Annotated in this window: 25 protein-coding genes; 11 read left to right on the top strand and 14 right to left on the bottom strand. The window is 63.3% G+C overall.

What is annotated here, in order from left to right:
* Nucleotides 1–6 precede the first annotated feature (6 nt).
* From GN300_RS06050 to GN300_RS06040, 3 genes are read right to left on the bottom strand one after another with little or no spacing between them, the layout of a single operon-like run.
* On the bottom strand, nucleotides 7–1,227 hold the full coding sequence (locus GN300_RS06050) for a CoA transferase (protein ID WP_063315756.1): 1,221 nt from the start codon (nucleotides 1,225–1,227) through the stop codon (nucleotides 7–9).
* Nucleotides 1,228–1,258: 31 nt separating this feature from the next.
* Nucleotides 1,259–2,257, bottom strand: a complete 999-nt coding sequence (locus GN300_RS06045) for a MaoC family dehydratase (protein WP_030537188.1) — start codon at nucleotides 2,255–2,257, stop codon at nucleotides 1,259–1,261.
* Nucleotides 2,254–3,129 carry a CoA ester lyase gene (locus GN300_RS06040; protein ID WP_030537187.1) on the bottom strand — a complete coding sequence of 292 codons (876 nt, stop codon included), beginning with the start codon at nucleotides 3,127–3,129 and terminating at the stop codon, nucleotides 2,254–2,256. The genes GN300_RS06045 and GN300_RS06040 overlap by 4 nt, the downstream gene beginning before the upstream one ends.
* 200 nt (nucleotides 3,130–3,329) lie before the next feature.
* Between GN300_RS06040 and GN300_RS06035 the strand changes: the two genes are divergently transcribed.
* The 5 genes from GN300_RS06035 to GN300_RS06015 all read left to right on the top strand — a co-directional run bounded on the left by GN300_RS06035 (nucleotide 3,330) and on the right by GN300_RS06015 (nucleotide 7,466).
* The gene (locus GN300_RS06035) at nucleotides 3,330–4,481 is read left to right on the top strand and encodes an acyl-CoA dehydrogenase family protein (protein ID WP_003940468.1); all 1,152 of its coding nucleotides are present in this window, start codon (nucleotides 3,330–3,332) and stop codon (nucleotides 4,479–4,481) included.
* 31 nt (nucleotides 4,482–4,512) lie between these two features.
* Entirely contained in the window at nucleotides 4,513–5,259 is a 747-nt protein-coding gene (locus GN300_RS06030) for a GntR family transcriptional regulator (protein WP_003940169.1), read from the top strand.
* A 67-nt stretch (nucleotides 5,260–5,326) separates the two neighbouring features.
* Nucleotides 5,327–5,779, top strand: coding sequence for a MaoC family dehydratase (locus GN300_RS06025; RefSeq protein WP_003940415.1), 453 nt, complete (start codon nucleotides 5,327–5,329; stop codon nucleotides 5,777–5,779).
* A 40-nt stretch (nucleotides 5,780–5,819) separates the two neighbouring features.
* Nucleotides 5,820–7,016 (top strand): acetyl-CoA C-acetyltransferase, encoded by a 1,197-nt coding sequence (locus GN300_RS06020; RefSeq protein ID WP_063315757.1) that lies wholly within the window; start codon nucleotides 5,820–5,822, stop codon nucleotides 7,014–7,016.
* Between the two features lie 60 nt (nucleotides 7,017–7,076).
* Entirely contained in the window at nucleotides 7,077–7,466 is a 390-nt protein-coding gene (locus GN300_RS06015) for a metalloregulator ArsR/SmtB family transcription factor (protein WP_003940184.1), read from the top strand.
* A 7-nt stretch (nucleotides 7,467–7,473) separates the two neighbouring features.
* On the opposite strand, the gene GN300_RS06010 is transcribed toward GN300_RS06015, so the two are convergent.
* The 3 genes from GN300_RS06010 to GN300_RS06000 all read right to left on the bottom strand — a co-directional run bounded on the left by GN300_RS06010 (nucleotide 7,474) and on the right by GN300_RS06000 (nucleotide 9,704).
* Nucleotides 7,474–7,971, bottom strand: coding sequence for a hypothetical protein (locus GN300_RS06010; protein ID WP_003940625.1), 498 nt, complete (start codon nucleotides 7,969–7,971; stop codon nucleotides 7,474–7,476).
* A 111-nt stretch (nucleotides 7,972–8,082) separates the two neighbouring features.
* Nucleotides 8,083–8,733 (bottom strand): pyridoxamine 5'-phosphate oxidase family protein, encoded by a 651-nt coding sequence (locus tag GN300_RS06005; RefSeq protein WP_063315758.1) that lies wholly within the window; start codon nucleotides 8,731–8,733, stop codon nucleotides 8,083–8,085.
* A 17-nt stretch (nucleotides 8,734–8,750) separates the two neighbouring features.
* Nucleotides 8,751–9,704 (bottom strand): DNA-3-methyladenine glycosylase, encoded by a 954-nt coding sequence (locus tag GN300_RS06000; RefSeq protein WP_042923994.1) that lies wholly within the window; start codon nucleotides 9,702–9,704, stop codon nucleotides 8,751–8,753.
* A gap of 45 nt (nucleotides 9,705–9,749) precedes the next feature.
* Here GN300_RS06000 and GN300_RS05995 point away from each other — a divergent pair, with 45 nt between their 5' ends.
* Nucleotides 9,750–10,301 carry a ribonuclease H gene (locus tag GN300_RS05995; RefSeq protein ID WP_054188389.1) on the top strand — a complete coding sequence of 184 codons (552 nt, stop codon included), beginning with the start codon at nucleotides 9,750–9,752 and terminating at the stop codon, nucleotides 10,299–10,301.
* A gap of 5 nt (nucleotides 10,302–10,306) precedes the next feature.
* Here GN300_RS05995 and GN300_RS05990 read toward each other — a convergent pair whose 3' ends face one another.
* The 3 genes from GN300_RS05990 to GN300_RS05980 all read right to left on the bottom strand — a co-directional run bounded on the left by GN300_RS05990 (nucleotide 10,307) and on the right by GN300_RS05980 (nucleotide 13,051).
* Nucleotides 10,307–11,305 (bottom strand): MDR family oxidoreductase, encoded by a 999-nt coding sequence (locus tag GN300_RS05990; RefSeq protein ID WP_042923998.1) that lies wholly within the window; start codon nucleotides 11,303–11,305, stop codon nucleotides 10,307–10,309.
* 80 nt (nucleotides 11,306–11,385) lie between these two features.
* Nucleotides 11,386–12,519: a 12-oxophytodienoate reductase gene (locus GN300_RS05985; protein WP_003940612.1), complete on the bottom strand. Its 1,134-nt coding sequence runs from the start codon at nucleotides 12,517–12,519 to the stop codon at nucleotides 11,386–11,388.
* Nucleotides 12,520–12,523: 4 nt separating this feature from the next.
* Nucleotides 12,524–13,051, bottom strand: a complete 528-nt coding sequence (locus GN300_RS05980; RefSeq protein ID WP_003939692.1) for a nuclear transport factor 2 family protein — start codon at nucleotides 13,049–13,051, stop codon at nucleotides 12,524–12,526.
* Nucleotides 13,052–13,176: 125 nt separating this feature from the next.
* On the opposite strand from GN300_RS05980, the gene GN300_RS05975 reads away from it, so the two are divergent.
* Nucleotides 13,177–14,082 carry an amidohydrolase family protein gene (locus tag GN300_RS05975; RefSeq protein WP_172403435.1) on the top strand — a complete coding sequence of 302 codons (906 nt, stop codon included), beginning with the start codon at nucleotides 13,177–13,179 and terminating at the stop codon, nucleotides 14,080–14,082.
* A 21-nt stretch (nucleotides 14,083–14,103) separates the two neighbouring features.
* Here GN300_RS05975 and GN300_RS05970 read toward each other — a convergent pair whose 3' ends face one another.
* Together GN300_RS05970 and GN300_RS05965 are read right to left on the bottom strand one after the other, a co-directional pair.
* A complete protein-coding gene (locus GN300_RS05970) occupies nucleotides 14,104–14,847 on the bottom strand; it encodes an SDR family NAD(P)-dependent oxidoreductase (RefSeq protein ID WP_030537180.1) in 744 nt (247 codons plus the stop codon).
* A 26-nt stretch (nucleotides 14,848–14,873) separates the two neighbouring features.
* Nucleotides 14,874–15,812 carry a 3-oxoacyl-ACP reductase gene (locus tag GN300_RS05965; protein WP_007729451.1) on the bottom strand — a complete coding sequence of 313 codons (939 nt, stop codon included), beginning with the start codon at nucleotides 15,810–15,812 and terminating at the stop codon, nucleotides 14,874–14,876.
* Between the two features lie 369 nt (nucleotides 15,813–16,181).
* On the opposite strand from GN300_RS05965, the gene GN300_RS05960 reads away from it, so the two are divergent.
* The gene (locus GN300_RS05960) at nucleotides 16,182–17,777 is read left to right on the top strand and encodes an acyl-CoA synthetase (RefSeq protein WP_007729448.1); all 1,596 of its coding nucleotides are present in this window, start codon (nucleotides 16,182–16,184) and stop codon (nucleotides 17,775–17,777) included.
* 56 nt (nucleotides 17,778–17,833) lie between these two features.
* Here GN300_RS05960 and GN300_RS05955 read toward each other — a convergent pair whose 3' ends face one another.
* The 3 genes from GN300_RS05955 to GN300_RS05945 all read right to left on the bottom strand — a co-directional run bounded on the left by GN300_RS05955 (nucleotide 17,834) and on the right by GN300_RS05945 (nucleotide 20,610).
* The gene (locus tag GN300_RS05955; protein WP_020909201.1) at nucleotides 17,834–19,081 is read right to left on the bottom strand and encodes an Nramp family divalent metal transporter; all 1,248 of its coding nucleotides are present in this window, start codon (nucleotides 19,079–19,081) and stop codon (nucleotides 17,834–17,836) included.
* A gap of 129 nt (nucleotides 19,082–19,210) precedes the next feature.
* On the bottom strand, nucleotides 19,211–19,702 hold the full coding sequence (locus GN300_RS05950) for a nuclear transport factor 2 family protein (RefSeq protein ID WP_003939809.1): 492 nt from the start codon (nucleotides 19,700–19,702) through the stop codon (nucleotides 19,211–19,213).
* Between the two features lie 32 nt (nucleotides 19,703–19,734).
* Nucleotides 19,735–20,610, bottom strand: a complete 876-nt coding sequence (locus GN300_RS05945) for a TIGR03619 family F420-dependent LLM class oxidoreductase (RefSeq protein WP_063315759.1) — start codon at nucleotides 20,608–20,610, stop codon at nucleotides 19,735–19,737.
* 138 nt (nucleotides 20,611–20,748) lie between these two features.
* Between GN300_RS05945 and GN300_RS05940 the strand changes: the two genes are divergently transcribed.
* The 3 genes from GN300_RS05940 (at nucleotide 20,749) to GN300_RS05930 (ending at nucleotide 23,953) form a co-directional block, all read left to right on the top strand.
* Nucleotides 20,749–21,657 carry an IclR family transcriptional regulator gene (locus GN300_RS05940; protein ID WP_007729442.1) on the top strand — a complete coding sequence of 303 codons (909 nt, stop codon included), beginning with the start codon at nucleotides 20,749–20,751 and terminating at the stop codon, nucleotides 21,655–21,657.
* Between the two features lie 76 nt (nucleotides 21,658–21,733).
* Nucleotides 21,734–22,603: an alpha/beta fold hydrolase gene (locus GN300_RS05935; protein WP_003940235.1), complete on the top strand. Its 870-nt coding sequence runs from the start codon at nucleotides 21,734–21,736 to the stop codon at nucleotides 22,601–22,603.
* A 171-nt stretch (nucleotides 22,604–22,774) separates the two neighbouring features.
* Entirely contained in the window at nucleotides 22,775–23,953 is a 1,179-nt protein-coding gene (locus GN300_RS05930; RefSeq protein ID WP_003940250.1) for an acyl-CoA dehydrogenase family protein, read from the top strand.
* The last annotated feature ends 14 nt before the right edge of the window (nucleotides 23,954–23,967 follow it).

The raw sequence follows: 23,967 nt of genomic DNA, 5'->3' as shown, positions 1-23,967 counted from the left end.
GGTAGGTCAGTTCGCCGGAACCCCGACGACGCCGTCCGCGATCAGCGTCGAGGCGTGATCGGCGTTGGTTCCGAGGATGTCGGCGAGCACCGCGATCGAATCGCCGCCGACCTCGGAGGCGGGTCCGGTACCCAGGTGTGCGCCGTCGAACGAGGCAGGATTGGCGGCAGCCAGGTAGCTTCCGATTCGAGGTTGATCGAGTGCGGAGAACATCGGGTTGTTCTCCAGTTCGCCAGATTTCACCACTTCCTCGAAACTGCGGTACCTCTCGAACAGAACCGACGATGTGTCCAGCGCTGCAGCGATCTCGGCGCCGCTGTGTTCCCGGAACCAATGTGAGAACAGAGCAGTGAGTACCTCTCGATGACGGTAGCGATCCGCTTCGGTGGAGAAGTCGGCTCCGAGCGCAGATTCGACAGCGTCGACAGCCGCCGTGGTGCCGGTGACCGACGCAAGGTCGCGGAAATGGCGGGTAGTGAGTGCAACGATCATGAACCGTTCGTTGTCGCTGGAGACGAAATCGATTCCGTACGTGCCGTAGACGGCGTTTCCGCCGGACTCGCGACTGCGACCGTTCACTTGTACCTCGGTGAGGTAACCGAGGGTTCCCGCGGTGGCCAATGCGACGTCTTCGAGTGGGAGCGTGATCCGAGATCCATGTCCGGTCGAGTCACGTTGGCGCACTGCGGCAGTGATCGACAGGGCGGCGTAGAGCCCGCATGCGACGTCCCAGGCGGGCAGTGCGTGGTTGACAACTCCGGCGTAGTCGGCGGGACCGGTGATCTGTGGAAATCCCAAGGCGGCGTTGACCGTGTAGTCGACTCCGGGGCTGCCGTCGCGGCGTCCGAGGATCTCGAGGGTGATGACGTCGCTACGCAACTGGGCCAGGGAGTCGTGGCTCATCCACTTACGGCCGCCGGCGTTGGTGACCAGGATTCCGCCGCCAGGTCCCGGCGCCGTGACCAGTCGGCGTATCAGTTCTTGGCCGCGTTCGGCGCGCATGTCCACTGACAGTGACCGTTTGCCTTTGTTGAGTCCGGTCCAGTAGATGCTCTCGCCCTTGTCTGTGACGGGCCAGCGATTGTAATCGGAGGCACCTCCGATCGGGTCGATCCGGATCACCTCGGCGCCGAGTTGGGAGAGCGTCAGTCCGCACAGCGGCGCAGCGACAAAGCTCGAGACCTCGACGATGCGAAGCCCGGACAGCGGGCCTGGGCTCTGAGTCATGTGTGGTCCTCCGTGATAGAAGAGTGTGTGCTCATGCCATCAACACGGTGAAACGCCAGTCGAGAACCGGAGTTTGTGTTGCAGAAGCATTGTGGGAGAACACGAGCGAACGCAGTTGCACTGCGGTTCCGTGTTCGAGGGGCGACGAGTTTTCGACGTGCAGTTCGCTCGTGAGGGTATCGCCCTCGTGAACGGGTCCGGTGTGATCGCACGAGTGCCACCCGAGAACCGTCACCACGTTGGGCAGAGCGCGAGTCGCCTGGGCGAGTGCGATCCCGATGGTGTGGCCGCCGTAGACGAGGCGACCGTGGGCGCCGACGCGATCGTCGTGGTGCGTCGCTGCGATGTTCAAGCTCAGCCGGGCAAGTTCGGGTGCGCTGGAGACGACGTCGCCGCTGCTGTGGAAGACGGAGCCCACCAAATCGGAATCGAAGTGCCTGCCGGGTACCCGCTCTCGATACGTGTCGAGGTCCCAACCGTCAGGTGATACGTACGGAGCCGGTTCGGACGGACCGATCGCCCCGAGGTCGTCGGCGTGGCGAGTTCTCGCCTCGATCGGGTCGGGGCTCAGGGGGAGCATGGCGCAGCGGTAGAAGTCGAGGACCGTGTTGCCGTTCTGATCAGCAGACGTCATCCGTAGCGCGGCAAGTCCGGTGGCGCCGCGTCCCGGCTTGGCCGAGTTCTCGCGTAGACCGACAACCTCGGTGCGCGTATACAGGGTGTCGCCGAGTACCGGGAAACGGTGGAATCGCAGTCCACGGTAGAAGAGGTTCGCCTTGACGTGGTGTGTGACCACGGTTGACTGGCCGATGGCGATGTCGGTGACCAGTCCTGGATTTGCCACTGGTGCACCGGAACCCGTGACGCTCGACGACAAGTGTGCGTCGAGAGGCAAGCGCATGCGGTCACCGAGGATCGCCTGATGGGAGGCGGCGAGTCCACTGGTCAACGTCACCGCGGGGGCTTCGTCGAAGATCTGACCATGGGTGAGCTCGTCGAAGTACGGGCCTCCCACGTAGTGCTCGCTCATACGGTGACTCCTTCGGCTCGGGCAAGCGTACGACGCGCTGCCACGGCCACAGCTTCGTCGAGCATCTGGCCGTCGAGTTGGGCGGCACCCGAACCCAGGGTTTCGGCTTCTTCGAGTGCGGTCAGTACCCGTCGGGCGTCATTGACGGCGTCGTCCGAAGGAGTGAATGCGGTAGTGGCCGAGTCGATCTGCGCCGGGTGGATGACCCATTTGCCGTCGAACCCGAGAGCGCTGGTCCAGTGCGCGGCGCGGCGGAAAGCGTCGTCGTCGGTGATGCCGAGAAAGGGCCCGTCGATGGCTGCGACGCCGGCTGCGCGGCAGGCGATCAGGATTCTGTCCTGGACGGCAAGCCAGTGTTCAGGCAGTGCCGAGCGTGAACGGCCGAGCGCTGCACCGAGATCGGCGTATCCGATGATTGCGGCTTGGAGACGAGGAGTCGCGCGGGCGATGGAGTCGGCATTCTGGACGCCGAGCGGAGTTTCGATCAGGGCTTGCAGGGTGGTGTGGTGCCCACCGGCAGTGAAGAGGATGTGCTCGGCCTCGAGTAGTTCGTCGGCGGACTCGACCTTCGGGACGATCACGCTCGTCAGCGATTCTCCGAGGGCGCCGCAGGCGATCAGGTCGTCGCGGGCCCATGGTGTGGTCAGGCCGTTGATTCGGACCGAGATGGTGCGCGCCCTACCGAACTCGTGCACCAAGGTGCTCACGAGGGTTCGCGCCAGGTCCTTGTTCGCCGAAGTGACGGCATCTTCGAGGTCGAGAATCACCTCGTCTGCGTTCGAGAAGAGTGCTTTGCGTGCCTTGCGCTCGTCAGAACCCGGCGCGACCAGGGACGCGCGACGTCTGGTGGCGCGGTAGTGGTTCTCGTCCATAGTGTGTCTATTACCTCGATCTGGAAATCAAATGTACGGCCAGTTGTGAAGTGGATGAGCTGCCGTGAACGGCGTTGATGTGCACCGAACTGCCTCGATGCTGGCAGTTGCTGCGTATCGATGTCAAGGCGCGGTATTGACATTGCGCGAACAATATCGAAATATGGCCGTACAAACTTATTTCAAGTCGAGGCGGATTCATGCTCAAGCTCAACGACGAAGAGACATTCCTGATCGAAACCGTGCGCCGGTTCGTCGACCGAGAGGTCAAGCCCACGGTCCAGGAGGTGGAGCACGCGAACGAGTATCCCGAGAAGTGGATCGATCAGATGAAGCAGATCGGGATCTACGGGCTCGCGATTCCCGAGGAGTACGGCGGATCGCCGGTGTCCATGCCCTGTTATGCGCAGGTGACGCAAGAACTGTCGCGCGGATGGATGTCCCTGGCGGGAGCGATGGGCGGGCACACTGTGGTCGCCAAGCTCATCTCGCTGTTCGGTACCGAAGAACAGAAGGTGAAGTACCTGCCGCGAATGGCAACCGGCGAGATCCGGGCAACGATGGCCCTCACCGAGCCCGGCGGAGGTTCCGATCTGCAGGCCATGACAACCAACGCCAAGAGCGACGGCACAGATCTGGTCGTCAACGGCGCCAAGACATGGATCACCAATGCCCGCCGATCCGGCGTGATCGCCTTGCTGTGCAAGACCGATCCAAGCGCAAGCCCTCGTCATGCGGGCATCTCGATCGTTCTCGTCGAGCACGGCGAAGGGCTGACCGTCTCCCGCGACCTCCCGAAGCTCGGATACAAGGGCGTCGAGAGTTGTGAACTGTCCTTCGACAATTACCGCATCTCCGAGTCGGCCATTCTGGGCGGTACTCCCGGAAAGGGTTTCGGGCAGATGATGAAGGGGCTCGAGACCGGCCGTATCCAGGTGGCTTGCCGCGCACTGGGCGTCGCCACGGCCGCACTCGAGGATTCACTTGCCTACGCGCAGCAGCGCGAGAGCTTCGGCCAGCCGATCTGGAAGCACCAGTCGATCGGCAATTACCTCGCCGACATGGCAACGAAGCTGACGGCCGCACGGCAGCTGACGTGGCACGCGGCGCAGATGTACGACAGCGGCGAGCGGTGCGACATGGAGGCAGGCATGGCCAAGCTGTACGCCTCCGAGGTGGCGATGGAAATCGCTTTGTCCGCCGTCCGCATCCACGGCGGTTACGGCTACTCGACGGAGTACGACGTCGAGCGGTATTTCCGTGATGCACCACTGATGATCGTCGGGGAGGGAACCAACGAAATTCAGCGCAACGTGATCGTTTCGCAGCTGGTTGCCCGCGGCGGTCTGTGACGGACCGGTGAGCAAGTAGGATCATGTCGCTATGAGCGGTAAGGAAAGAGAGACGGAGCCGGCGTACCAACGCCTCTCTCGTGAGCTTCGTCAGCAGATCTCTGCCGGTACCTACCGCGACGGCATTCAACTGCCCACCGAATCCGAACTGGCGCAGCATCACGGCGTGAGTCGGCAGACGGTCCGCCGAGCCTTTCACGATCTGGTTGCCGAGGGCATCGTGTACCGAGTACCCGGGCGCGGAACGTTCGTGACCGAGAACAGCGGCCGCTATCTCCGTCATCTCGGATCCATCGAAGATCTCATGAACCTTTCGCGGGACACGACGATGGAAGTTGTGTCACCGCTGCAACGGCGCGTGGACATCGAGGCGGCCAGTCGGCTTCGGCTCGACACCGACGTCGTGTACACCGTGGTCTTCCGGCGGATACACGAGGGAGTTCCGTTCGTGCAGACGACGGCGCATCTGCCGGAGGCGATCGCGCGGCAGATCATCGACCTGCCCGCCATGGCGGCCGGTGCGGTGAGCGCCAATACGGTGATCGGCTTGCTGGAACCGCTGATCGACAGTCCGATTGTCGAAGCAGCACAATCGATCACGGTGTCCCCGGCCACGGCGGACGTTGCCAGGGACGTCGATTGCGAAATCGGCCACGCCATGTTGCGGGTGGACCGTTTGTACTCCAACGCGCAGGGCGTTGCCAACGAGTTGTCGGTGAGCTATTTCTTGCCGGAGCAGTACACGTATCGGGTCACGCTGCGCCGCGGCGCACATTGACGCTGCGCCGCGGCGCACATTAGCGCTGCACTTTTCTTTGCTGTTCAACACCTTTCAGGAGAGAACTATGCGAATTTTCAACGGAATCGACGAAGTAGAGACGGCTGTCGGTGAGCACTTGGGCTACAGCGCGTGGTTCCCGGTCACACAGGATCGGATCGACAAGTTCGCCGACGCCACCGAGGATCACCAGTGGATTCACGTGGATCCCGAGCGCGCAGCGCAGGGTCCGTACGGCGGCACCATCGCCCACGGCTATCTGACTCTTTCGTTGTTGCCGGTGCTCGGCGCTCAGGTGATGCGTGTCGACGGAATCTCCATGACCGTGAACTACGGAAGCAACAAGGTGCGATTCCCCGAACCGGTCAAGGTCGGTTCTTCGGTGCGGGCAGGTGCGGAGATTCTTTCCTTCGAGCGCACCGCGAAGGGCGCGACGATAGTCGTGCGGTACACGATCGAAATCGAAGGAGCGGGTAAACCTGCGCTGGTAGCGGATACCGTGCGCCTGTTGGTCTCCTGAATCCTTTTCCATTCTTCCAGAACGAGATTCGAGGTCAGTTGTGAAACGAGCAGCATTGGTCGCGCCGGTCAGAACCGCGGTGGGCCGTTTCGGAGGGGCACTTCGTGACGTGCCTGCGGAAAGTCTGGCTGCCACCGTCGTCAAGGAGACCGTGCGTCGTAGCGGAATCGATCCGTCCCGCATCGACGACGTCGCGATGGGGCAGTCGTATGCCAATTCGGAGGCACCGTGCATCGGAAGGTGGGCGGCGCTCGAGGCCGGGTTGCCGATTTCGGTAGCCGGCTTCCAGACGGATCGCCGATGTGGAACGGGTCTGCAGGCCATCGTTTCCGCGGCCATGATGGTCCAGACGGGTGCGGCCGACGTGGTTCTCGCGGGTGGCGTCGAATCGATGAGCGGGATCGAGCACTACACCACCGGAGCGCGGTGGGGCACCAGATCCGGTGGGCTGCAACTGTTCGACCGCCTCGATCGTGGCCGCGAGCGCTCGCAACCCGAGTGGCGATTCGGTCGGATCAGCGGAATGATCGAAACGGCCGAGAACGTCGCGACACGCTGCGGGATCACGCGGGAAGAGTCGGACACCTTCGCCGTCGACAGTCACCGAAAGGCAACACTGGCAAGAGAATCCGGCCGCTTCGATGCCGAAATCGTCGCCGTCGAACTGACGGATCGAAAAGGGAACGTCACACAGTTTCGTGCTGACGAGGGGATTCGTCCGGATACCTCACTCGAAACCCTGGCACGGCTGCGTGCGGTGACCGAGGGAGGCGTCGTGACCGCCGGTAACGCCAGCCAGCAGAACGACGCTGCGGCAGCGATGTTGGTTGTCGCCGAGGATCGTCTGGACGAGCTGGGGCTGGAACCCATCGGGTTCCTCGACAGTTGGGCCGCGGCCGGTTGTGAACCGGCGCTGATGGGCCTCGGGCCGGTTGCCGCCGTCTCGAAACTGTTTGCTCGCACCGGGGCACGCTTTGCCGATTTCGATCTGGTCGAGCTGAACGAGGCGTTTGCGTGCCAGGTTCTCGGCGTCGTGAAGGAATGGGGATTCGAGGACCTCGATCGCCTGAACGTCAACGGTTCCGGCATCTCGCTCGGGCACCCCGTGGGAGCGACGGGTGCGCGTATGGCAACAACCGCGCTTCACGAACTCGGCCGACGCGGCGGCGGAAAAGCGCTGTTGACCATGTGTATCGGCGGTGGCCAGGGTATGGCGGCCGTGGTGGAGTCTGCCTGACGAGGTTCGCTTCTGGGTACACTTGCGGCGGGGGATCGGAAGTTCTACGGAGGCAGTCGGTTGACGAATGCAGGCGCAGCAGACACCAGTGGCGCGCTGAGCGTCGAGGATGTTCGTCGCGCCAGGGCCGCACTCGAGGGTTTGGACGTCACCAGTTGGTCCGGTCGCTTCGAGCTTCTCTCCGACACCAATCGTCTGCGTCTGTTGCTCTGCCTTCATCACGCACCGGGTATCTGCGTCACGGATTTGTCCGTGGCGCTGGGGATGAGCGGCACAGCCGTCTCACATGCGCTGCGGCTACTGCGTAGCCAGGGGTGGGTGAGCGCGACCCGCGACGGCCGATCGATGCGATACCAACTGGCGGACGACACCGTTCACCAGCTGCTGCATTCGATCGGCGCCACACATTTTCACGACGAGACACCCACCCCCGGGCACACGCACAGCTGAGCGCTACTCAAGGAGTCGCGAAGAACTTCTCGACGGCCGGCGCAGCGTTCGGGTTTCCGTTGGTGATTCCTGCGCCGACTCCGGCAACCGTGCCGATGACTCCACCGACGATGCAGCCGGCGATAAAGTTCGGGAAGATCGACAGGCAGCCGATTCCGACGCCGAGGTTGGCTCCGATCAGGGTCGACTGCAGACCACCGTTGTTCCAGCCGATATTGACCTCGTTGGCCATCGTGTCGAACGCGGCCTGCTTCGGATCGTTACCGGGGAAGAGCATCAACGCCGCCTGGCTGTTCGACTCTGCGGTCGGTGTCAGTAGGGGTTGGGACGGATCGAAGCCCGCATTCGGGGGCGCTGCGACCGCGGTGCCGGCTCCGGCGCCGACTGCGGCGACGACGAGAACGGACATGGTGAGAGTTCGGGACAGTTTCATGGGGACGGCCAATCTGTCTGTGTGGAACCAGTCGTGAATGGTGGCGGTGCAGTTCGTTAACCAGAACTCCACCGTCTGGATCGATCGTGCGGACCTCCTCGGGCACAACGGGACCCGTCGTCTCCGCGCGACGGGCCGTGTTTGGTGGCTACCCGACTCCGAGTGCCCTGAAACCGCCTAGTCTCATTCGTTTTTCGACAACCGCGCACGCAATTCTTCGACCTCGGCACTAAGCCGATCTACCTCGGCTTGCAGGGGTTGGCGTGCCAGAGCGAGGGATTCGTCCATGCGCTCCTTGTCGAAGCGTGGCGTGATGTTTCGACTGCAGTTCCAGTCGAACGCTTCGACGTCGATGACGATGGAACGCTGGGCTTTTGCCGTCATGGTGCCGCCGGGGACTTGCAAGAGCTGTTGCAGTAGTGCAGGGTCCTCGTCCGCTTCGATCACCTGCGCACGCCCGTAGATCTTCAATCTCGTTCGCGTCGGGTAATCGATGACGAACAGCGAGATGCGATTGTTCTCTTCCAGATTGCCGAGCGTCACGAATTGCTGATTGCCGGGGAGATCGGCGAATCCGATTCGATTCGGGCCCAACACATGCAGGAATCCGCGCGGGCCGCCGCGATGTTGGACGTACGGCCAACCGTCGGGCGTCACCGTGGACATGAAGAAGGAATCCACGGATTTCACGAATCCCTGCGCGCGGAAATCGAATTCCATCGGGCCTTCGTCGGGCTGATCGAGTTTCGAACCGTACACGGTGAAACTTCCGGTCGACCGCTGACGCTCCACCGCAGCGGGGGAGAAGGCGATGTGTGCGTATCGGGTCGACATTTTCCAACTCCTGATGCTCAGTGCCAACGGTGGTCGGCAACGGCAGTTCGCGGACCGAACTTGGGTTTGACGGCTTGCCCGCTGACCTGCAGGAGCCTCACGGCGCGGTATCGATGCGGTTGAAGGGGAGCGAGGTACTGCACCATCTCGGCGTCGTCGATCGGTTCACCCAGCAGTGACCACCCGACGACGGCAGCGAGGTGGTAGTCGCCGACCGAGAGTGCATCGGAATCGCCGAATGCACGCTGAGCCACTTCGGCGGCAGTCCAGATCCCGACGCCGGGTACCGCTCGCAACCGTTTGGTCGCCTCGGTCCTGGGGAACGTGGATGCCTGCTCGAGGCGGTCGGCGACGCGAGCGCACTGAACGATCGTCTTGGACCTCGCTGGATCGACGTTCGCGCGATGGAATTCCCATGACGGCATTCGACGCCATTGGTCCGCGGTGAGTGGAACTCGCATTCCGTCGGGCGCGGGGCCGGGTGGGCGCTCCCCGAACTTGGTCAGCAGGCGGCGCCACGCGGCAAATGCGTCGATGCCGTGGACTCGTTGCTCGAGGATCGCGGGAACGAGAGCTTCCATGACGCGGCCGGTGCGGCCGATGCGCAGATGAGGGAAGCGTCGATGAGCTTCGGCGAGCTTGGGATGTTCGGGGGCAAAATCTTCGGCTTCGTCGTCGAGACCGAGCAGCGCTTCGGCTCCGTTCAGGAATTCCGTGGCGCCGGGACCCCAGGCCTGTACCCGGACCGTATGGCGATCCGACTGGGTGATGCGGTAGGTCACAGGACCCGAAAGTTGGCGGGAAACTCGCCAGATCGCTCCGTCGGCTGACCGTCGATGTGCGGGGTCGCCGGGTCCGCGCTGATGCGGGCTGAGCGTCAGCGCGGCATCGAGTGGTCGCTGAGAAGTCACCGTGACTTCGTCGACCGGAGATAGCGGCGTCATCGAGGTCAGCGTATCGCCACCGTCCATCCTCCGTTAAGGCGTGTGTCGGTGGCGCAACGTATTGTCCGAGCCATGATCATCGTGAGCACCGACGGATCCTGTCTGCGAAACCCCGGTGGGGCTATCGGCTGGGCGTGGGTCAATCACGAGGGTCCGAGCATGTCCGGCGGAGAAGCGTCCGGCACCAACCAGATTGCCGAGTTGCGTGCTCTGTTCGAGGCCGTCGTCGCCCATCCCGGTGCTGATCCTCTGCTCATCGAATCCGACTCGCAGTACGCCATCAAGTGCGCTTCCGAATGGTTGCCCAGTTGGAAGCGCAAGGGCTGGAAGACCGCGAGCGGCGGGGCGGTCAAGAACCTCGAACTGGTGCAGAGTATCGATCGAGCCATCACCGATCGTGTCGGACCGGTGCGCTTTCGCTGGGTGCGCGGGCACGTCGGCAACCACTACAACGAAATGGCGGACAAGCTGGCCGGCGAAGCCGCACGCGCCATCGTCTCGGGGGACATCGCATCGGTCCCGCTTGCTGCCCCGGTGAAGAAAGAACCGACCGCCGTGAATTCTCCTTACAAGGAGAAGTCCACGACGGTCGAAGAACCGGCAGATCTGTTCACACTTTTCTGAGCGGTTCAGAATCCGTCGGCAACCTGAACCAGCGCCCGGCCGGTGTACTTGCCTTCGCGGACCTGATCGATCACCGAGACGACGTCGCGGACGGCAACGAGGTTCGTGATCTCCTTCAGATGACGTGGGGCCAAGTCGGAGCCCAGACGGGCCCACAGCGCGCGACGGGGTTCGATCGGCATCAATACCGAGTCCATGCCGAGCAGTGAGACTCCGCGGAGAATGAACGGCAGCACGGTCGTAGGCAGCGCGGCGCCGCCGGTCAATCCGCTGGCGGCCACAACACCGCCGTAGTTGATCGTGCTCAGAACGTGAGCGAGGGTCTTTCCACCGACGCAGTCGACGGCCGCCGCCCACTGAGATTTTCCGAGCGGGCGAGGCTTGGCGTCGGGATCCTCGGGGAGCCGGCCGATCACCGAAGACGCACCGAGTGACGTCAGAAGGTCTGCCGCGCCTGGCTTACCGCTGGAGGCGACCACGTCGAAGCCTGCGCTTGCCAGAAGGTCGACGCTGACGGTGCCGACTCCGCCGCTCGCACCCGTCACCAGGACGGGACCGTCGGCGGGCTTCACTCCGCTGGCCAGAATGGCTTGGACACTCATGGCCGCGGTGAATCCTGCCGTGCCGATCGCGGCAGCGTCGGCGGTGGAAATGCCGTCGAGCTTCACGACCCACTCGGCAGGCAAACGGGCGATCTCGGCGTAGCCGCCGTTGCGGGCGGTCCCGATCTCGTAGCCATGTGCGACGACCTTGTCTCCCGGGGCGAATGCGTCGGACTCGGAGGCAATGACCTCGCCGGCGACGTCGATGCCGGGGACGATCGGGTACTCGCGAACCACCCCGCCTTTCGGCGTGACCGCGAGCGCGTCCTTGTAGTTGACGCTCGAATACTCGACGCGAATGGTGACCTCACCTGCCGGGAGGAAGGATTCGTCGACGGTTTCGGGGGCGAAGTCGATGGTGCCGTCGCTGTCGCGGGCGACCCAGGCGTTGAAAGTAGTCATGGGTCGAACATAAAGGCCTTCGGCCCTGTGCGCCTTTTTGGTAGTGCGAACTACCGGAAAGGCGCACAGGGGCGGAGCCCCTAGATCAAGCTGCCCTCATGCACCGCTCGATCGAACGCCGGTAGCGGGCCACCGGCGCGCAGGGTAGTTGCCAATGCAGGATCGGCGAGATGGAGACGGCCGATCGCGATCAGATCGAACTCTCCGCTGCCGATGCGCTCCTCGAGCTGTGGGATGTTGTCGACTACAGGTGCGACGCCTTCGATGCGGCTGTCCCGCAGCGACTTTCCGATACCGACGCTGCCGACGGCCATCGTGACGGCGCCGGTCAGCTTCTTCGCCCAACCCGCCAACGAGAGATCGCTGCCTTCGAAGGCCGGCACGTCGAAACGCCTGATGCTGGCGTCGAGAACGTCGACTCCGGCGTCGACCAGCGCGCCCAGGATGACGCCCAACTCTTCGGGGGTTTCGGCGATCTTCGCGGTGAAATCTTGCTGCTTGTGCTGTGAGAAACGGTAGATGATCGGCAGATCCGGTCCGATGGCCGCGCGGATCGCGGCGACGACGGCGGCCGGGAACCTGGTACGACGCTCCAGGTCGCCTCCCCACGCGTCGTCGCGCTGGTTGGTGCCCTCCCAGAAGAAGGAATCGAGGAGGTAGCCGTGACCGCCGTGGATCGCGATGCCGTCGAAGCCGAGTTCGACGGCGTGCTTCGCGCTACGGACGTACGCGTCGATGACGTCCTGGATGTCCTGCTCGGTCATCGCTTCGGTGCTCGCCTGTGCGCGTTCGACGTAGGCAGCGGAGTACGAGGTGACGCCGAGCGGGCCCCATTCGCCAGAGGGGCGCATCGGCTTGAGTGAGGGGTCCATCTGCGTCATCGCGCCCCACAGAGGTCCGACGTGCCAGAGTTGAGGCACGATCTTGCCGCCCGCAGCGTGCACGTCGTCGACTACCTTCCGCCATCCGGCCTGAGCAGCGGGAGTGTGGAGGTTGGGGACGTTGGCGTGGTCGACAGCAGTCTCGTGATCGATCGCGACGCCTTCGGTGACGATCAGTCCGGTGCCGCCCTCAGCTCGTCGGCGGTAGTAGTCGGCAACGTCGCGGCCGGGCACGCCCTCGATGGAGTACGTGCGCGTCATCGGCGACATGACTATGCGGTTGGACAGTTCGAGCGAACGGATGCGGAGCGGTTGGAACAGCGGGTTGGTCACTTCGTCACAGCGCTTTCATGAATCGGAAGAATCCGGGGTCCTGGTCGACACGGAGCCGGGTGAGGGTTCGGTAGCTGATCAGCCACTTGCCGTCTTCTTTGCGGTATTTCTCGTGGTAATGGCCGTAGCCGTGTAGGTGCAGTTCTTTCTCGCCGTCGTTCCACCACAGCATGTCCTCCATCGCCCAGATGCCGGTTGCGGTGGTGGGCGAGGTCAGCACGATTTCGGGAGTGTGTGCGTGGTGCGCCGTGGTGAGGGGGATGTCGCCGTCGAGCATGTTCCGAATTGCCGCGGTGAGTTTGTCGATGCCCACTACCTGGTTCGAGGTGTCGCCGGTCTTGGGTTGCTTGTCTGTCGGGAGTCCGCCCCACGTCTCGCTGACGACGTCTGCGGTGTGCAGGGTTGGGTAGACGTGCCACTGCTTGGTGTCCATGCAGCGTAGGCGCGCGGCGAACACACGCTTGATTTCCTCGATTGCGAGCAGTTCCTCGACGGCACTGATCGACCCCACTTCGGACTCGGCCTGAGACATTCAACCTCCAACGGTGATCGGCAAGATGGGTTCACATTCGGGTGCTCCGGGCGGGCCGTCAACGACCTGTCCCGGTGAGCGCGACGGCACTCGGTATGGTCGAGCGAACGAAAGGGGTGTCAGACGTGTGTACCGAAGAGGTCCCATCGACCGGACCGGAGGAGATCGCCGAGGTTCGGGCTTTTTGGCGCGAGTTGGGTGTTCCTGGCGTGATCGACGTCCACACCCATTTCATGCCGAAGAGCGTCATGGACAAGGTGTGGGGTTACTTCGATTCGGCGGGACCGATGATCGGTCGTCCTTGGCCCATCGCCTACCGACTTGCCGAGGAGGAGCGGGTACACCGTCTCCGCGAGTTCGGTGTCCGGGCTTTCACGTCGATGATCTACCCGCACAAGCACGCGATGGCCGAGTGGCTCAATCAGTGGGCCGTCGAATTTGCCGCGCAAACGCCCGATTGCCTGCACACGGCCACGTTCTATCCCGAGGAGTCGGCGGCGTCGTACGTCGGAAAGGCCCTGGATTCGGGCGCGCGAATCTTCAAGTCCCACATCCAGGTCGGAAACTACGACCCGAACGACCCTCTGCTCGACAAGGTCTGGGGTCAGCTCGAGGACTCCGAGACGCCCATCGTGATCCATTGTGGATCGGGACCGGCGCCGGGGGAGTACACGGGACCTGATCGCATTGCTTCGCTGCTCGCACGGTACCCGCGCCTGTCGTTGATCGTCGCCCACATGGGGATGCCCGAGTACAGCGAATTCCTCGATCTGGCAGAGGCTTACGGTAATGTCCGCCTGGATACGACCATGGCGTTCACCGACTTCACGGAAGAGCAGTGTGCCTTCCCGAAGGCGGACGTATCACGGCTCGTCGACATGCAGGACCGGATTCTGTTCGGTAGCGACTTCCCGAACATTCCGTACCCGTATCTCACAGCCTTGCAAGCGGTTACGCGCTTCGATCTCGGAGACGAATGGCTGCGAGCCGTCGTGCACGACAACGCTGCGAAACTCTTCTCGGTGAGCTGAGCCCACCGAGAAGTATTTCGCTCATCGCAATTTGATGCTGCCGCCGTCGGCCATCAACGTCTGTCCGGTCATATACTTGGAATCGTCGCTCGCCAGGAACACCACGACGGGAGCGATGTCGGTTTCGGGATCACCGATGCGTCCGAGAGGCACCTTGGCAACCGATGCGGCTGCGCGCTCAGGGAAGGCTTCCTGCCACTTGACGACGCCTTCGGTGGCGGCGAACGGGCAGACCACGTTGACCCGAATGCCTTCCGGCGCCCACTCGTTGGCGACGACGCGCGTCAGGCCTCGCACAGCTTCCTTGGCCGCAGCGTAGGACGTCTGGGTCGGCATTCCGTCCAAACCTGAACCCGACGCGAAGTTGACGACCGAACCCTTGGTCTTCGCGAGTTCGTCGTGGCACGCCTGCATGAGGTGGACAACGGGGTAGAAACCGGTGTTGAAGGACAGGTCGAACATGTCCTGCGTGGTTTCGAGCAACGGAGCCTGACGGGACGCGTGAGCGTTGTTCACCAGGATGTCGAGCTTGCCGAAAGCCTCGAGCGCGGCGTCACGGATCTGCTCGGCCGAACCGGCGGCAGCAAGGTCGACGTTCAGGAACTTGCCGGAGCCGGCCAGTTCTTGTTCGAGGGCCTGGCCCTGCTCGTCGTTGATGTCGACGAACAGGACCTTCGCGCCTTCACGGGCGAAGACTCGGGTGATGGCACGACCGATTCCACCGGCGCCGCCGGTGACGATCGCTACCTTGCCGTTCAACCTCATGAAACGCTCCTCTTTGTAAGTGCTGCTCAAACTGTTGCGGTCTCGTCGACTGCAAGTGCAATCTTTTCGAGGCCGGCGATGCTGTAGGCGGCGTAGGTCTCGTACGGCCCACGGCCGGAGAAGTAAGACGAGAGCTGGCCACCGAGTTCTTCGACGGTGAACGCGGATCCGGCTGCGTCGAAACGGTTCTCGACCTTGGGTGCTTCCATCAACGCCACCATCTTGCCGTAGACGACGAAGACCTGTCCGTTGATCTCGTCGGAATCCGGGGATGCGAGGTAGCTGACCAGGGTCGCGACGCGCTCGGGTGCAAGCGGATCGAGGCCGACGACGCCGGTGTTGTTCTCGCCGAAGGCTTCTGCCGTCATGGCGGTGCGGGCACGAGGGCAGATCGCGTTGGTGCGGACGCCGTAGCGGGAGAGACCTGCTGCGCTCGAGAGCGTCAGAGCGGTGATGCCGGCCTTGGCTGCCGAGTAGTTGGGCTGTCCGGCGCTGCCGAAGAGGAAGGCCTCGGAAGAGGTGTTGATGATGCGGCCGTAGACCGGTGCGTCGGCTGCCTTGCTGGCTGCGCGCCAGTGGACTGCGGCTGCGTGCGAGGTGGCCGCGTGGCCCTTGAGGTGCACGCGGATGACGTCGTCCCAATCGGATTCGGTCAGGTTGAAGATCATCTTGTCGCGCAGGATGCCTGCATTGTTGACGAGGATGTCGAAGGATCCGAAGTTCTTGACAGCCTCTTCGATGATGCGCCCGCCGAGCGACCAGTCGGAGACGTCGCCGGTGATGGCGAGTGCCTGTCCACCTGCGGCCTTGATCTCGTCGACCACGTCGTTGGCCGCTGCACCCATGTCGTTGACGATGACGGCTGCACCGGCAGCCGCGAGTCCGAGTGCTTCGGCGCGACCCAGGCCGGCGCCGGCGCCGGTGACGGCGGCAACTTTGCCTTCCAAGCTCAGTGATTGCGTCATGTCGTGCTCCTTCGATCCGGGCGGTCGGGTACGTCTTGCAAAATTAGTATTCATTCTAATTTGAAGTCGAGAGTTCGGTAGTCGTTCCGAAAAAATCATTCGAGCGAAATCAGAATTAGTTCTAGTTTTGAACAGAAGTTTGGCCGACTGAGGAGGAGTCTCACTCAGCGGGAGCGGTGATCTGGGTCACGAGCGCTGCATGTCACCTTGGGTCGACGCGGCGATCCCACCGCGTACGCGTTTGCGTCACCACCGATCCGCTCAGTTCTCGGCCGCATTCGTCGGCTCCAGGGTCGGATAGTTCTCACCGAAAACGCAGTACGGTCGGCCCCGAATTCACCGGGCCGGACATCAAGGAAGGCACCAGCAGTGTCACTGAATTTGGCAGATCTGTACGAGGGCATCTCGGATCTGATTCCGGACCGCACGGCGCTCGTGTGCGATGGCCGTCGTCGCACCTACGTCGAGCTGGACGAGGGCTCGAATCGCATCGCCCGCCACCTGGCGAGTGTCGGTGTCGGGCCCGGCGATCACGTTGCTCTGCACATGCGCAACAGCATCGAGTTCGTCGAGAGTTTGCTCGGGTGCCTCAAGATTCGCGCGGTCCCGATCAACGTCAACTATCGCTACGTCGACGCCGAACTGACCTATCTGTACAACGATTCGCAGTCGGTGGCACTGATCGTGGACGAGGAGTTCGTTTCCGTCGTGGAGACGGTTCTCCCGGCCGCGCCCGGCATCAAACACGTCGTTGTCGTCGGCAAGTCCGTGGTCCGCGACATCGAAGGTGTCGACGTCGTTGGATACGCCGACGCTGCCGCGGAGCAGCCCGCTACTCGTGACTTCGCGCCCCGCAGCAACGACGACCTCTTTGTCATCTACACCGGCGGCACGACGGGGATGCCCAAGGGTGTCATGTGGCGTCATGAAGACTTCTACTTCGCGGCGCTCACCGGCGGAAATCCGTTCGGTCCGCCGCATACGACCGCTGAGGCTCTGTTCGCCGCGGTGCCGAACGTTCCCGCGATGAACATGCTCAGTACCGCACCCCTGATGCACGGTGCGGCGTCGTACTCGCTGTTCACCGGATTCTTCATGGGCGCCAACGCAATTCTCATGGCGCGGTTCGACGCGAAGGCGACGCTGCAGCTCGCCGGAAGTGAGAAGGCCGTCTCCATCACCGTCGTCGGAGACGCGATGGCACGTCCGCTCGCAGACGAATTGGCAGCAAACGCAGCAGATTACGACCTCAGCACGGTCGGAATGGTCTCGTCCGGCGGAGCCTTGTTCTCGCTCTCACTGCGGGAGCAGCTCAAGTCGATGCTTCCGAACCTGGTGATCCGCGACGGATTCGGCTCCTCGGAGTCGGGCGTCGACGGCAATCTGGAGATCGGCGAAGACGGCCTGATGCGCATCGCCGCTCGCGACGAGACCCGCGTCGTGGACGAAAGGATGCGGCCGCTGGAGCCGGGATCGCCCGAGACCGGCTACATCGCTCGCAGCGGTCACGTGCCGGTCGGCTACTTCAATGATCCGGTCAAGACCGCGGCTACGTTCCCGGTGATCGACGGGGTGCGGATGTCGGTGCTCGGCGACGTCGGACGCGTGGAAGCCGACGGCTCGATCGTCTTGCTGGGACGTGGTTCTCAGTGCATCAACACCGGCGGGGAGAAGGTGTATCCGGAAGAGGTCGAGCAGGCGCTCAAGAGTCACCCGGCGGTGCTCGACGCTTTGGTCGCGGGAATTCCGGATGCGAAGTTCGGTGAGCGCGTCGCTGCGGTCATCACGACCCGCGAAGGCTTCGACGTCCCGGACGCTGCCGAGATCGGTGAGCATTGCGCGTCGCAGGTCGCTCGGTACAAAGTGCCGCGCACCGTCATGAACGTTCCGTCGATCAGGCGTTCTCCCAGCGGAAAGGCCGACTATCGCTGGGCCAAGGCCACTCTCGCCGAGCAAGTCTCCTAGTCCGGCCGGAGCCGTCCAGCGCGTTTGTGAGGGACGCGTTGGGTGGCTCCGGTGCTCTAGCCTGTCACCGTCAGAACCAGCAGAGCGACGTTGAGTGCAACGATCAAGCCCGCCGCAATCCACGCCGCGACGGTCGTGAGCGGGGCATTGCGCGCGTCGCCCATGAGTTCGGGGTCCGAGGTCATTCGCACCAGCGGGATGATCGCGAAGGGGATGCACAGGCTCAAGACCACTTGGCTGAGCACGAGCGCCAGCGTCGGGTCGACGCCGAGTCCGAGCACGATCAGTGCCGGGATGAGCGTGACGATCCGGCGTGTGATCACCGGAATCCGAATGGCCAGAAGACCATGCATGATCTCGGCGCCGGCCGCGCATCCCACGGAGGTCGACGCGAGTCCGGAGGCGAGGAGGCCGATCGCGAACACCACGGCTACGCCCGGGCCGAGCGAATTCTCGATCGCGGCATGCGCGCCGTCGATGGTGTCGGTGCCGGGTACTCCGCGCAGCGCCGAAGCGGCCAGAAGCAGCATGCCGATGTTCACGCCACCGGCGATGATCAACGCGACGACGACATCCCAACGGGTGACTTTGAGTAGTCGCTGCAACCGTGGGCCGGGTTTGATGTGGCCGTGGCGATCACGTGCCAATGCGGAGTGAAGGTAGATCGCGTGCGGCATGACCGTTGCTCCGAGCATGCTGGCGGCGAGCAGTACGGTCTCGGTTCCTTCGAAGCGGGGGACCAGTCCGGCGACGGCCTCGCTGCCGGAGACGTCGGTGAAGGCGAGCCCGGTCAGGAAGCCGATGGTGATGATGGCCAGCAATCCCATGACCACGAACTCGAAAGTGCGCTGTCCGCGCCGACTTTGGATCGTCAGGATGACCATCGACACGCATCCGGTGATCAGTCCGCCGAGGAAGAGCGGGATGTTGAAGAGCAGGTTGAGTGCGATGGCGCCGCCGATGACTTCGGCGACGTCGGTCGCGATCGCCATCATCTCGGCCTGGAGCCAGAAGGCGCGGCGGTTGTTCTTACGCAGGCGCTGACCCAGCATTTCGGGCAGGGATCTGCCGGAGACGAGACCGAGTTTCGCGGACAGATACTGCACGAGGACGGCCATCGCGTTGGCGAGTACGAGTACCCAGATGAGGAGGTAGCCGTACTTGGCGCCGGCGGTGAGGTTGGCGGCGACGTTGCCCGGATCGACGTACGCGATTGCCGCGACGAACGCCGGACCGAGCAGGGCGATGGATCTCCCCGTGGGTCGTCGGCGCGGAGTCGTCGGCTCTTGCGTACTGGTGCTCATCGGTCTCCTGGTCACACGTACTCGGACCTGTTGGTTCGAATAAGTGAACTATAGAGTTCGGGGAGCCGAACTTTCAACAGCTGTGCGCGGTTAGCGACCGCAGAGGGTCCCTAACCGCGCACAGGCCGGTTAGGCCGTCACGCCGGCAGCCAGGAGAGCGCGAGCCTCGGGTCGGCCGTCGAGGAGGGCGTTGGTACGCAGTTCGACCTTCCACTCGCCGTCCGTCTTGATCAGTTCCCAGCGGTTCGCGGTGATGCGGAGGACCTTGAATCCCGTCGGGTTCTCGGGGTCTTTGATGACCAACTGCGAATGGCAGGTCGCGACGGCCTTGTTGCCGTCGATGCGGATGTGCGCGGGTGTCATCATGTGGGCCGCGCCGTTCATGATCCAGTTCTGGTGCGAGGCGCTGTGAACCATCGCGCGCAGTTCGCCGCGGCCGTGCATCGCACCGGTATCGACGTCGTAGACGCCGTCCTCGAGCCACAGGTTCGCGACCTCGTCGGCTGATCCGCTGTCGACGGCAGGGCTGTATGTGGTCAGCAGTTCGGTGATCGCGAGCTTGTCCTCGAGCAATTCCACTCGGGCGAGCAGGGATTCGATCAGGGCGGTCGAGTCGGTCATCGGTACGTCCTTTGCATTGAATTGTCGGGGAATCAGGAAGTGGTGAAAGAAAAGCCCTCGGCGAGGGCGATTCGGTGAAGTTCTTCGAGTTGTTCGCAGTAGTGCTCGACGCTTCGAGCGCCGACCGAGCAGCTGGCGATGGTCGCCCCGGCGTCACGGACGCGAGTCAAGGCGCGAAGGGTGGATTCGCGATTGCCGAGAGGATCGAGCGGCGCACCGGCGGGAAGCACCACGTCGAATCCGTCGGGGAGCGTCGTGGCGTCGAGCATTTCCTTCAGTTCGGAGAATCGCAGCCCGAACGGCACCCACCCGTCGCCGTGTGTGGTGGCCCGGCGCAGCGATCTCTTGGTCCGGCCGCCGATCCACAGCGGCACCCGTTTCTGGACGGCGTGGGGTTCGACGACAAATCCGGAGTAGTCGTAGAACTCGCCGTGATACTCCGGAGTCGGCGTCGACAGTGATGCCCGAAGTGCGGCCAAGGCATCGTCAGCGCGCGCTCCTCGGTCGGGAAATGGAGCATTTATGAGATCGAATTCTTGTTTCAGAGTCCCCACCCCGAGGCCGAGTATCAGGCGTCCATTGCTGACGCGATCAAGCGTTCCGTAACGCTTGGCGATCTCGAGGGGGTGGTGGTAGCCCAACACCAGCACCTGGGTCGCCAGCAGGATTCGTGATGTACGCGCGGCGAGAAAACCAAGGGTGGCGAGCGGATCCCAGTAGGTTCCGCCGCGCTCGGTGGCAATCTCCTCGGGGACCGCCACGTGTTCACTGCAGGTCAGATGATGGAAACCGAGTCGATCCGCCGTGGCGGCCACTGTGGCGATCTCGCCGATGTCAGCACTTGCCTCCCACTCCGAGCGCGTGCTCGGGTGCTGAATCAGGACCGGCGTGACGATTCCCAGGTGCATCGGGCGTTTATAGCGTCCCCACTCGCCCAGCGGCAGGTGAATTACCGCTGATCGGGATCGAAAAGATCGATTCACTTTCCAGAAACTGTGACCTGGGTTATAGTCGGTAGAATCAATTCCAGTTTTCGGGAGGCGTCCATGACCATTGTTGACATGAACGACACACTGTCCACCGTCCAGACTGCCGGTGGGCAACCCAAGAAGGATCTGCCGCCGTCGATGGTCGAGCGGATGACACTGATTCTCGACGCATTCGACGGCCGCGCCGCGCGGCTGACGCTGGAAGAGGTCGCGTGCCGTACTCAGTTGCCGCGCTCCACGGTCCACCGCATTCTCGATCAGCTGGTCAAGCTGGACTGGGTCGATCACGCATCGTTCGGCTACTGCCTCGGGCGTCGCGCGCTCGGCCTCGGTGGTGGCGACGGCGGCCACAGCCAGATCCGCGAAGCCGCTGCACCGCTTCTGCACGAACTGCACCTGCAGACCGGCATGGTCGTTCACCTGTCGGTGCTCGACGGACGCGAGAGCGTCTATCTCGACAAGGTCGGCGGACGATTCGCCGCGGCGCTCCCGTCCCGCGTCGGCGGCAGAGTGCTCGCTCATTCGACGGCTGGTGGCAAGGCGATGCTGGCGTGGATCGACCCCGAGCGCGTCGACGCTCTGTTCGGGGCTTCTCTTCCCCGCTGCACCGAGAACACGATCACCGACGTCGCTGTGCTCCACCAGGAACTGAACCGCATCCGTCAGCGTCGGGGACTGGCCTTCGAACGCGGGGAGTCAGCGCGTGGAGTCGCTTGTGTGGCTTCGGCAATTCGCGGACACGAGGGTCCCGTCGGCAGCATCGCGTTGTGTGGTGACATGCGGACCGCTCAGCTCGAGCGAGTTGCTCCGCTGGTCGTCGACGCGGCTCGCGAGGTCTCACGGACGCTGTACCCCGAACTGGGTGCTCCTCGCCGCGGCCGCAAAACGCCTCCCGTTCCGACCAATACGTTCTCGGCGGAGACGATGGATCGCCTGCTGGCAGCGTCGTCCGACCACTGGATCTGACGTATTTTGATCGACTTGTCTCGCTGATCGGGACGAGTCATAGCAGCTCAGCGGTACTGATGGCACCGTTCGGACCATGACGACTGAACTGAGCTACGAGGGAACTCTGAAGGAACTGCAGACCGATCTCGGTGTGCTCCGGTACCACGAAGCCGGCGACGGCCCGCCGCTCCTGCTGCTGCACGGATCGGGCCCCGGCGTCACCGGTTGGCGTAACTACCGCGGCGTTCTCGCGGACTTCGCGAAGCACTTCCACTGCTACGTTCTCGAGTTCCCCGGATTCGGCGTCAGCGATCCCGGCCCCGACCATCCGATGATGATGGCGCAGGCGTCGGTCGGGATGTTCCTCGACGGCCTCGGCCTCGGCCCGGTCCACATGATCGGTAACTCCATGGGCGGCATCGTCGCCACCAAGGTCGCGATCGACGAGCCGCACCGGGTGAGCAAGCTCGTCACCATCGGCGGCATGGGAAAGAACACCTTCTCGCCGGGGCCCGGTGAAGGCATCAAACTCCTCATGGAGTTCACCGACAACCCCACCCGCGAAGCTCTGGTCCGCTGGTTGCATTCGATGGTCTTCGACCGTGCCGTCGTCACCGAGCAGCTCATCGAAGAGCGTTGGGCCCTGGCCACCGAGCCGACGACGCTCGAGATCGCCCGTCGTATGTACAGCAGCAAGGCCATGGCCGCCATGGGCGCGGCTGCCGCTGCGTCGACCGCCGTGCCGTACTGGGCGCAGCTGAACAAGATCAAGGCGCCGACGCTGTTGACCTGGGGACGCGACGACCGCGTCAGCCCCGTGGACATGGCGATTCTGCCGATGCGCGACATCCCCAACGGCGAAGTTCACATCTTCCCCAACTGCGGACACTGGACGATGATCGAAGCTCGCGACGCCTGGGTCGCGTCCGTTCTGGCATTTCTGACGCGTCCAGAAGGCAAGTAAGGCCCGTGCGCCTTTCTGGTAGCCCCCACTACCAAAAAGGCGCACAGGGGTGCTCCCACTCACCGGGAAGCGTTTCTGCACTTCGGTGGGCTACCTGCCACCGTTTCACCAACAGATTTTCATTCTGCCCAGGCACTCGCCGGGTAGCGAAACCAGAAAGCCGGAAAAATCATGGGTCAGGTTCTGGACAACATCTCACAGTTCGCCGACGAGATCCGCGCCGACGGAGTCGAGGGTGACAAGCTGATGCGCTTGACGGACGGCAGCGCGAAGCGCTTGCGCGACTCCGGCGTCATCCGGATGTTCCAGCCGAAGGAGTTCGGTGGCCTCGAGGCGCATCCGCGTGAATTCGCCGAGACGGCAATGGCTATCGGCGCGATGGACGGTGCCACGGGCTGGGTCAGCGGCATCGTCGGTGTGCATCCGTGGGAGCTTGCGTTCTTCGACCGCAAGGCTCAGGAAGAGGTGTGGGGAACCGATCCCGATACGTGGATGGCGTCACCGTATGCGCCGATGGGCGTGGCGAGGCCGGTCGAGGGTGGGTACATCCTCAACGGTCGTTGGTCGTTCTCGTCCGGCACCGATCACTGTGACTGGATCATGATCGGCGCGATGGTCGGTGACGAGTCCGGCAAGCCGTTGATGCCGCCGAAGCACCTGCACGTACTGCTGCCGCGCTCCGATTACGACATCGACCAGGACAGCTGGAATGTCGTGGGCCTGCGCGGAACCGGGTCGAAGGACCTGATCGTCAAGGACGCGTTCCTGCCCACCTACCGCACGATCGACGCCGGAAAGGTGTACGACGGGACGGCGTGGAAGGAAGCGGGTCGTACGGAGACGTTGTACAAGTTCCCGTTCTCGTGCATTTTCCCGTTGGGGATCACCTCGTCGTTGATCGGTATCGCCGAAGGTGCGCTGGCGTGCAACATGGCGGCGCAGCGTGAGCGGGTGACGGTCAGTGGTGTTCCGATCAAGGAAGATCCGTACGTGCTGTTCGCGATCGGTGAGGCGGCGGCCGAGATCGCTGCTTCTCGGGCTGCGATCTTGGAGACGGTGGATCGTTTCTGGGACATGACGGAGAAGGGGCAGGAAGTTTCGTTCGAGCTTCGTGCGATCGGTCGGCGTACGCAGACTGCTGCTGCGTGGCGGGCGGTGCGTGCGGTGGACGAGATCTTTGCTCGTTCCGGTGGTGGGGCTTTGCAGTTGAACACGCCGATGCAGCGGTTCTGGCGTGACGCTCATGCCGGTCTCGCGCATGCGATCCACGTACCCGGTTCCATTTTCCATGCGTCGACGCTCTCGCAGCTCGGTGGCGAACCGCAGGGTATCCACCGCTCGATGATCTAGTCCCACAAATACTT

It is taken from the genome of Rhodococcus sp. Ni2 (genome assembly GCF_021352185.1).
Taxonomy (GTDB): Bacteria; Actinomycetota; Actinomycetes; order Mycobacteriales; family Mycobacteriaceae; genus Rhodococcus_F; species Rhodococcus_F qingshengii.
Note: the sequence above shows the minus strand (reverse complement) of the source record. Positions and strands in the feature narration are given on the sequence as shown.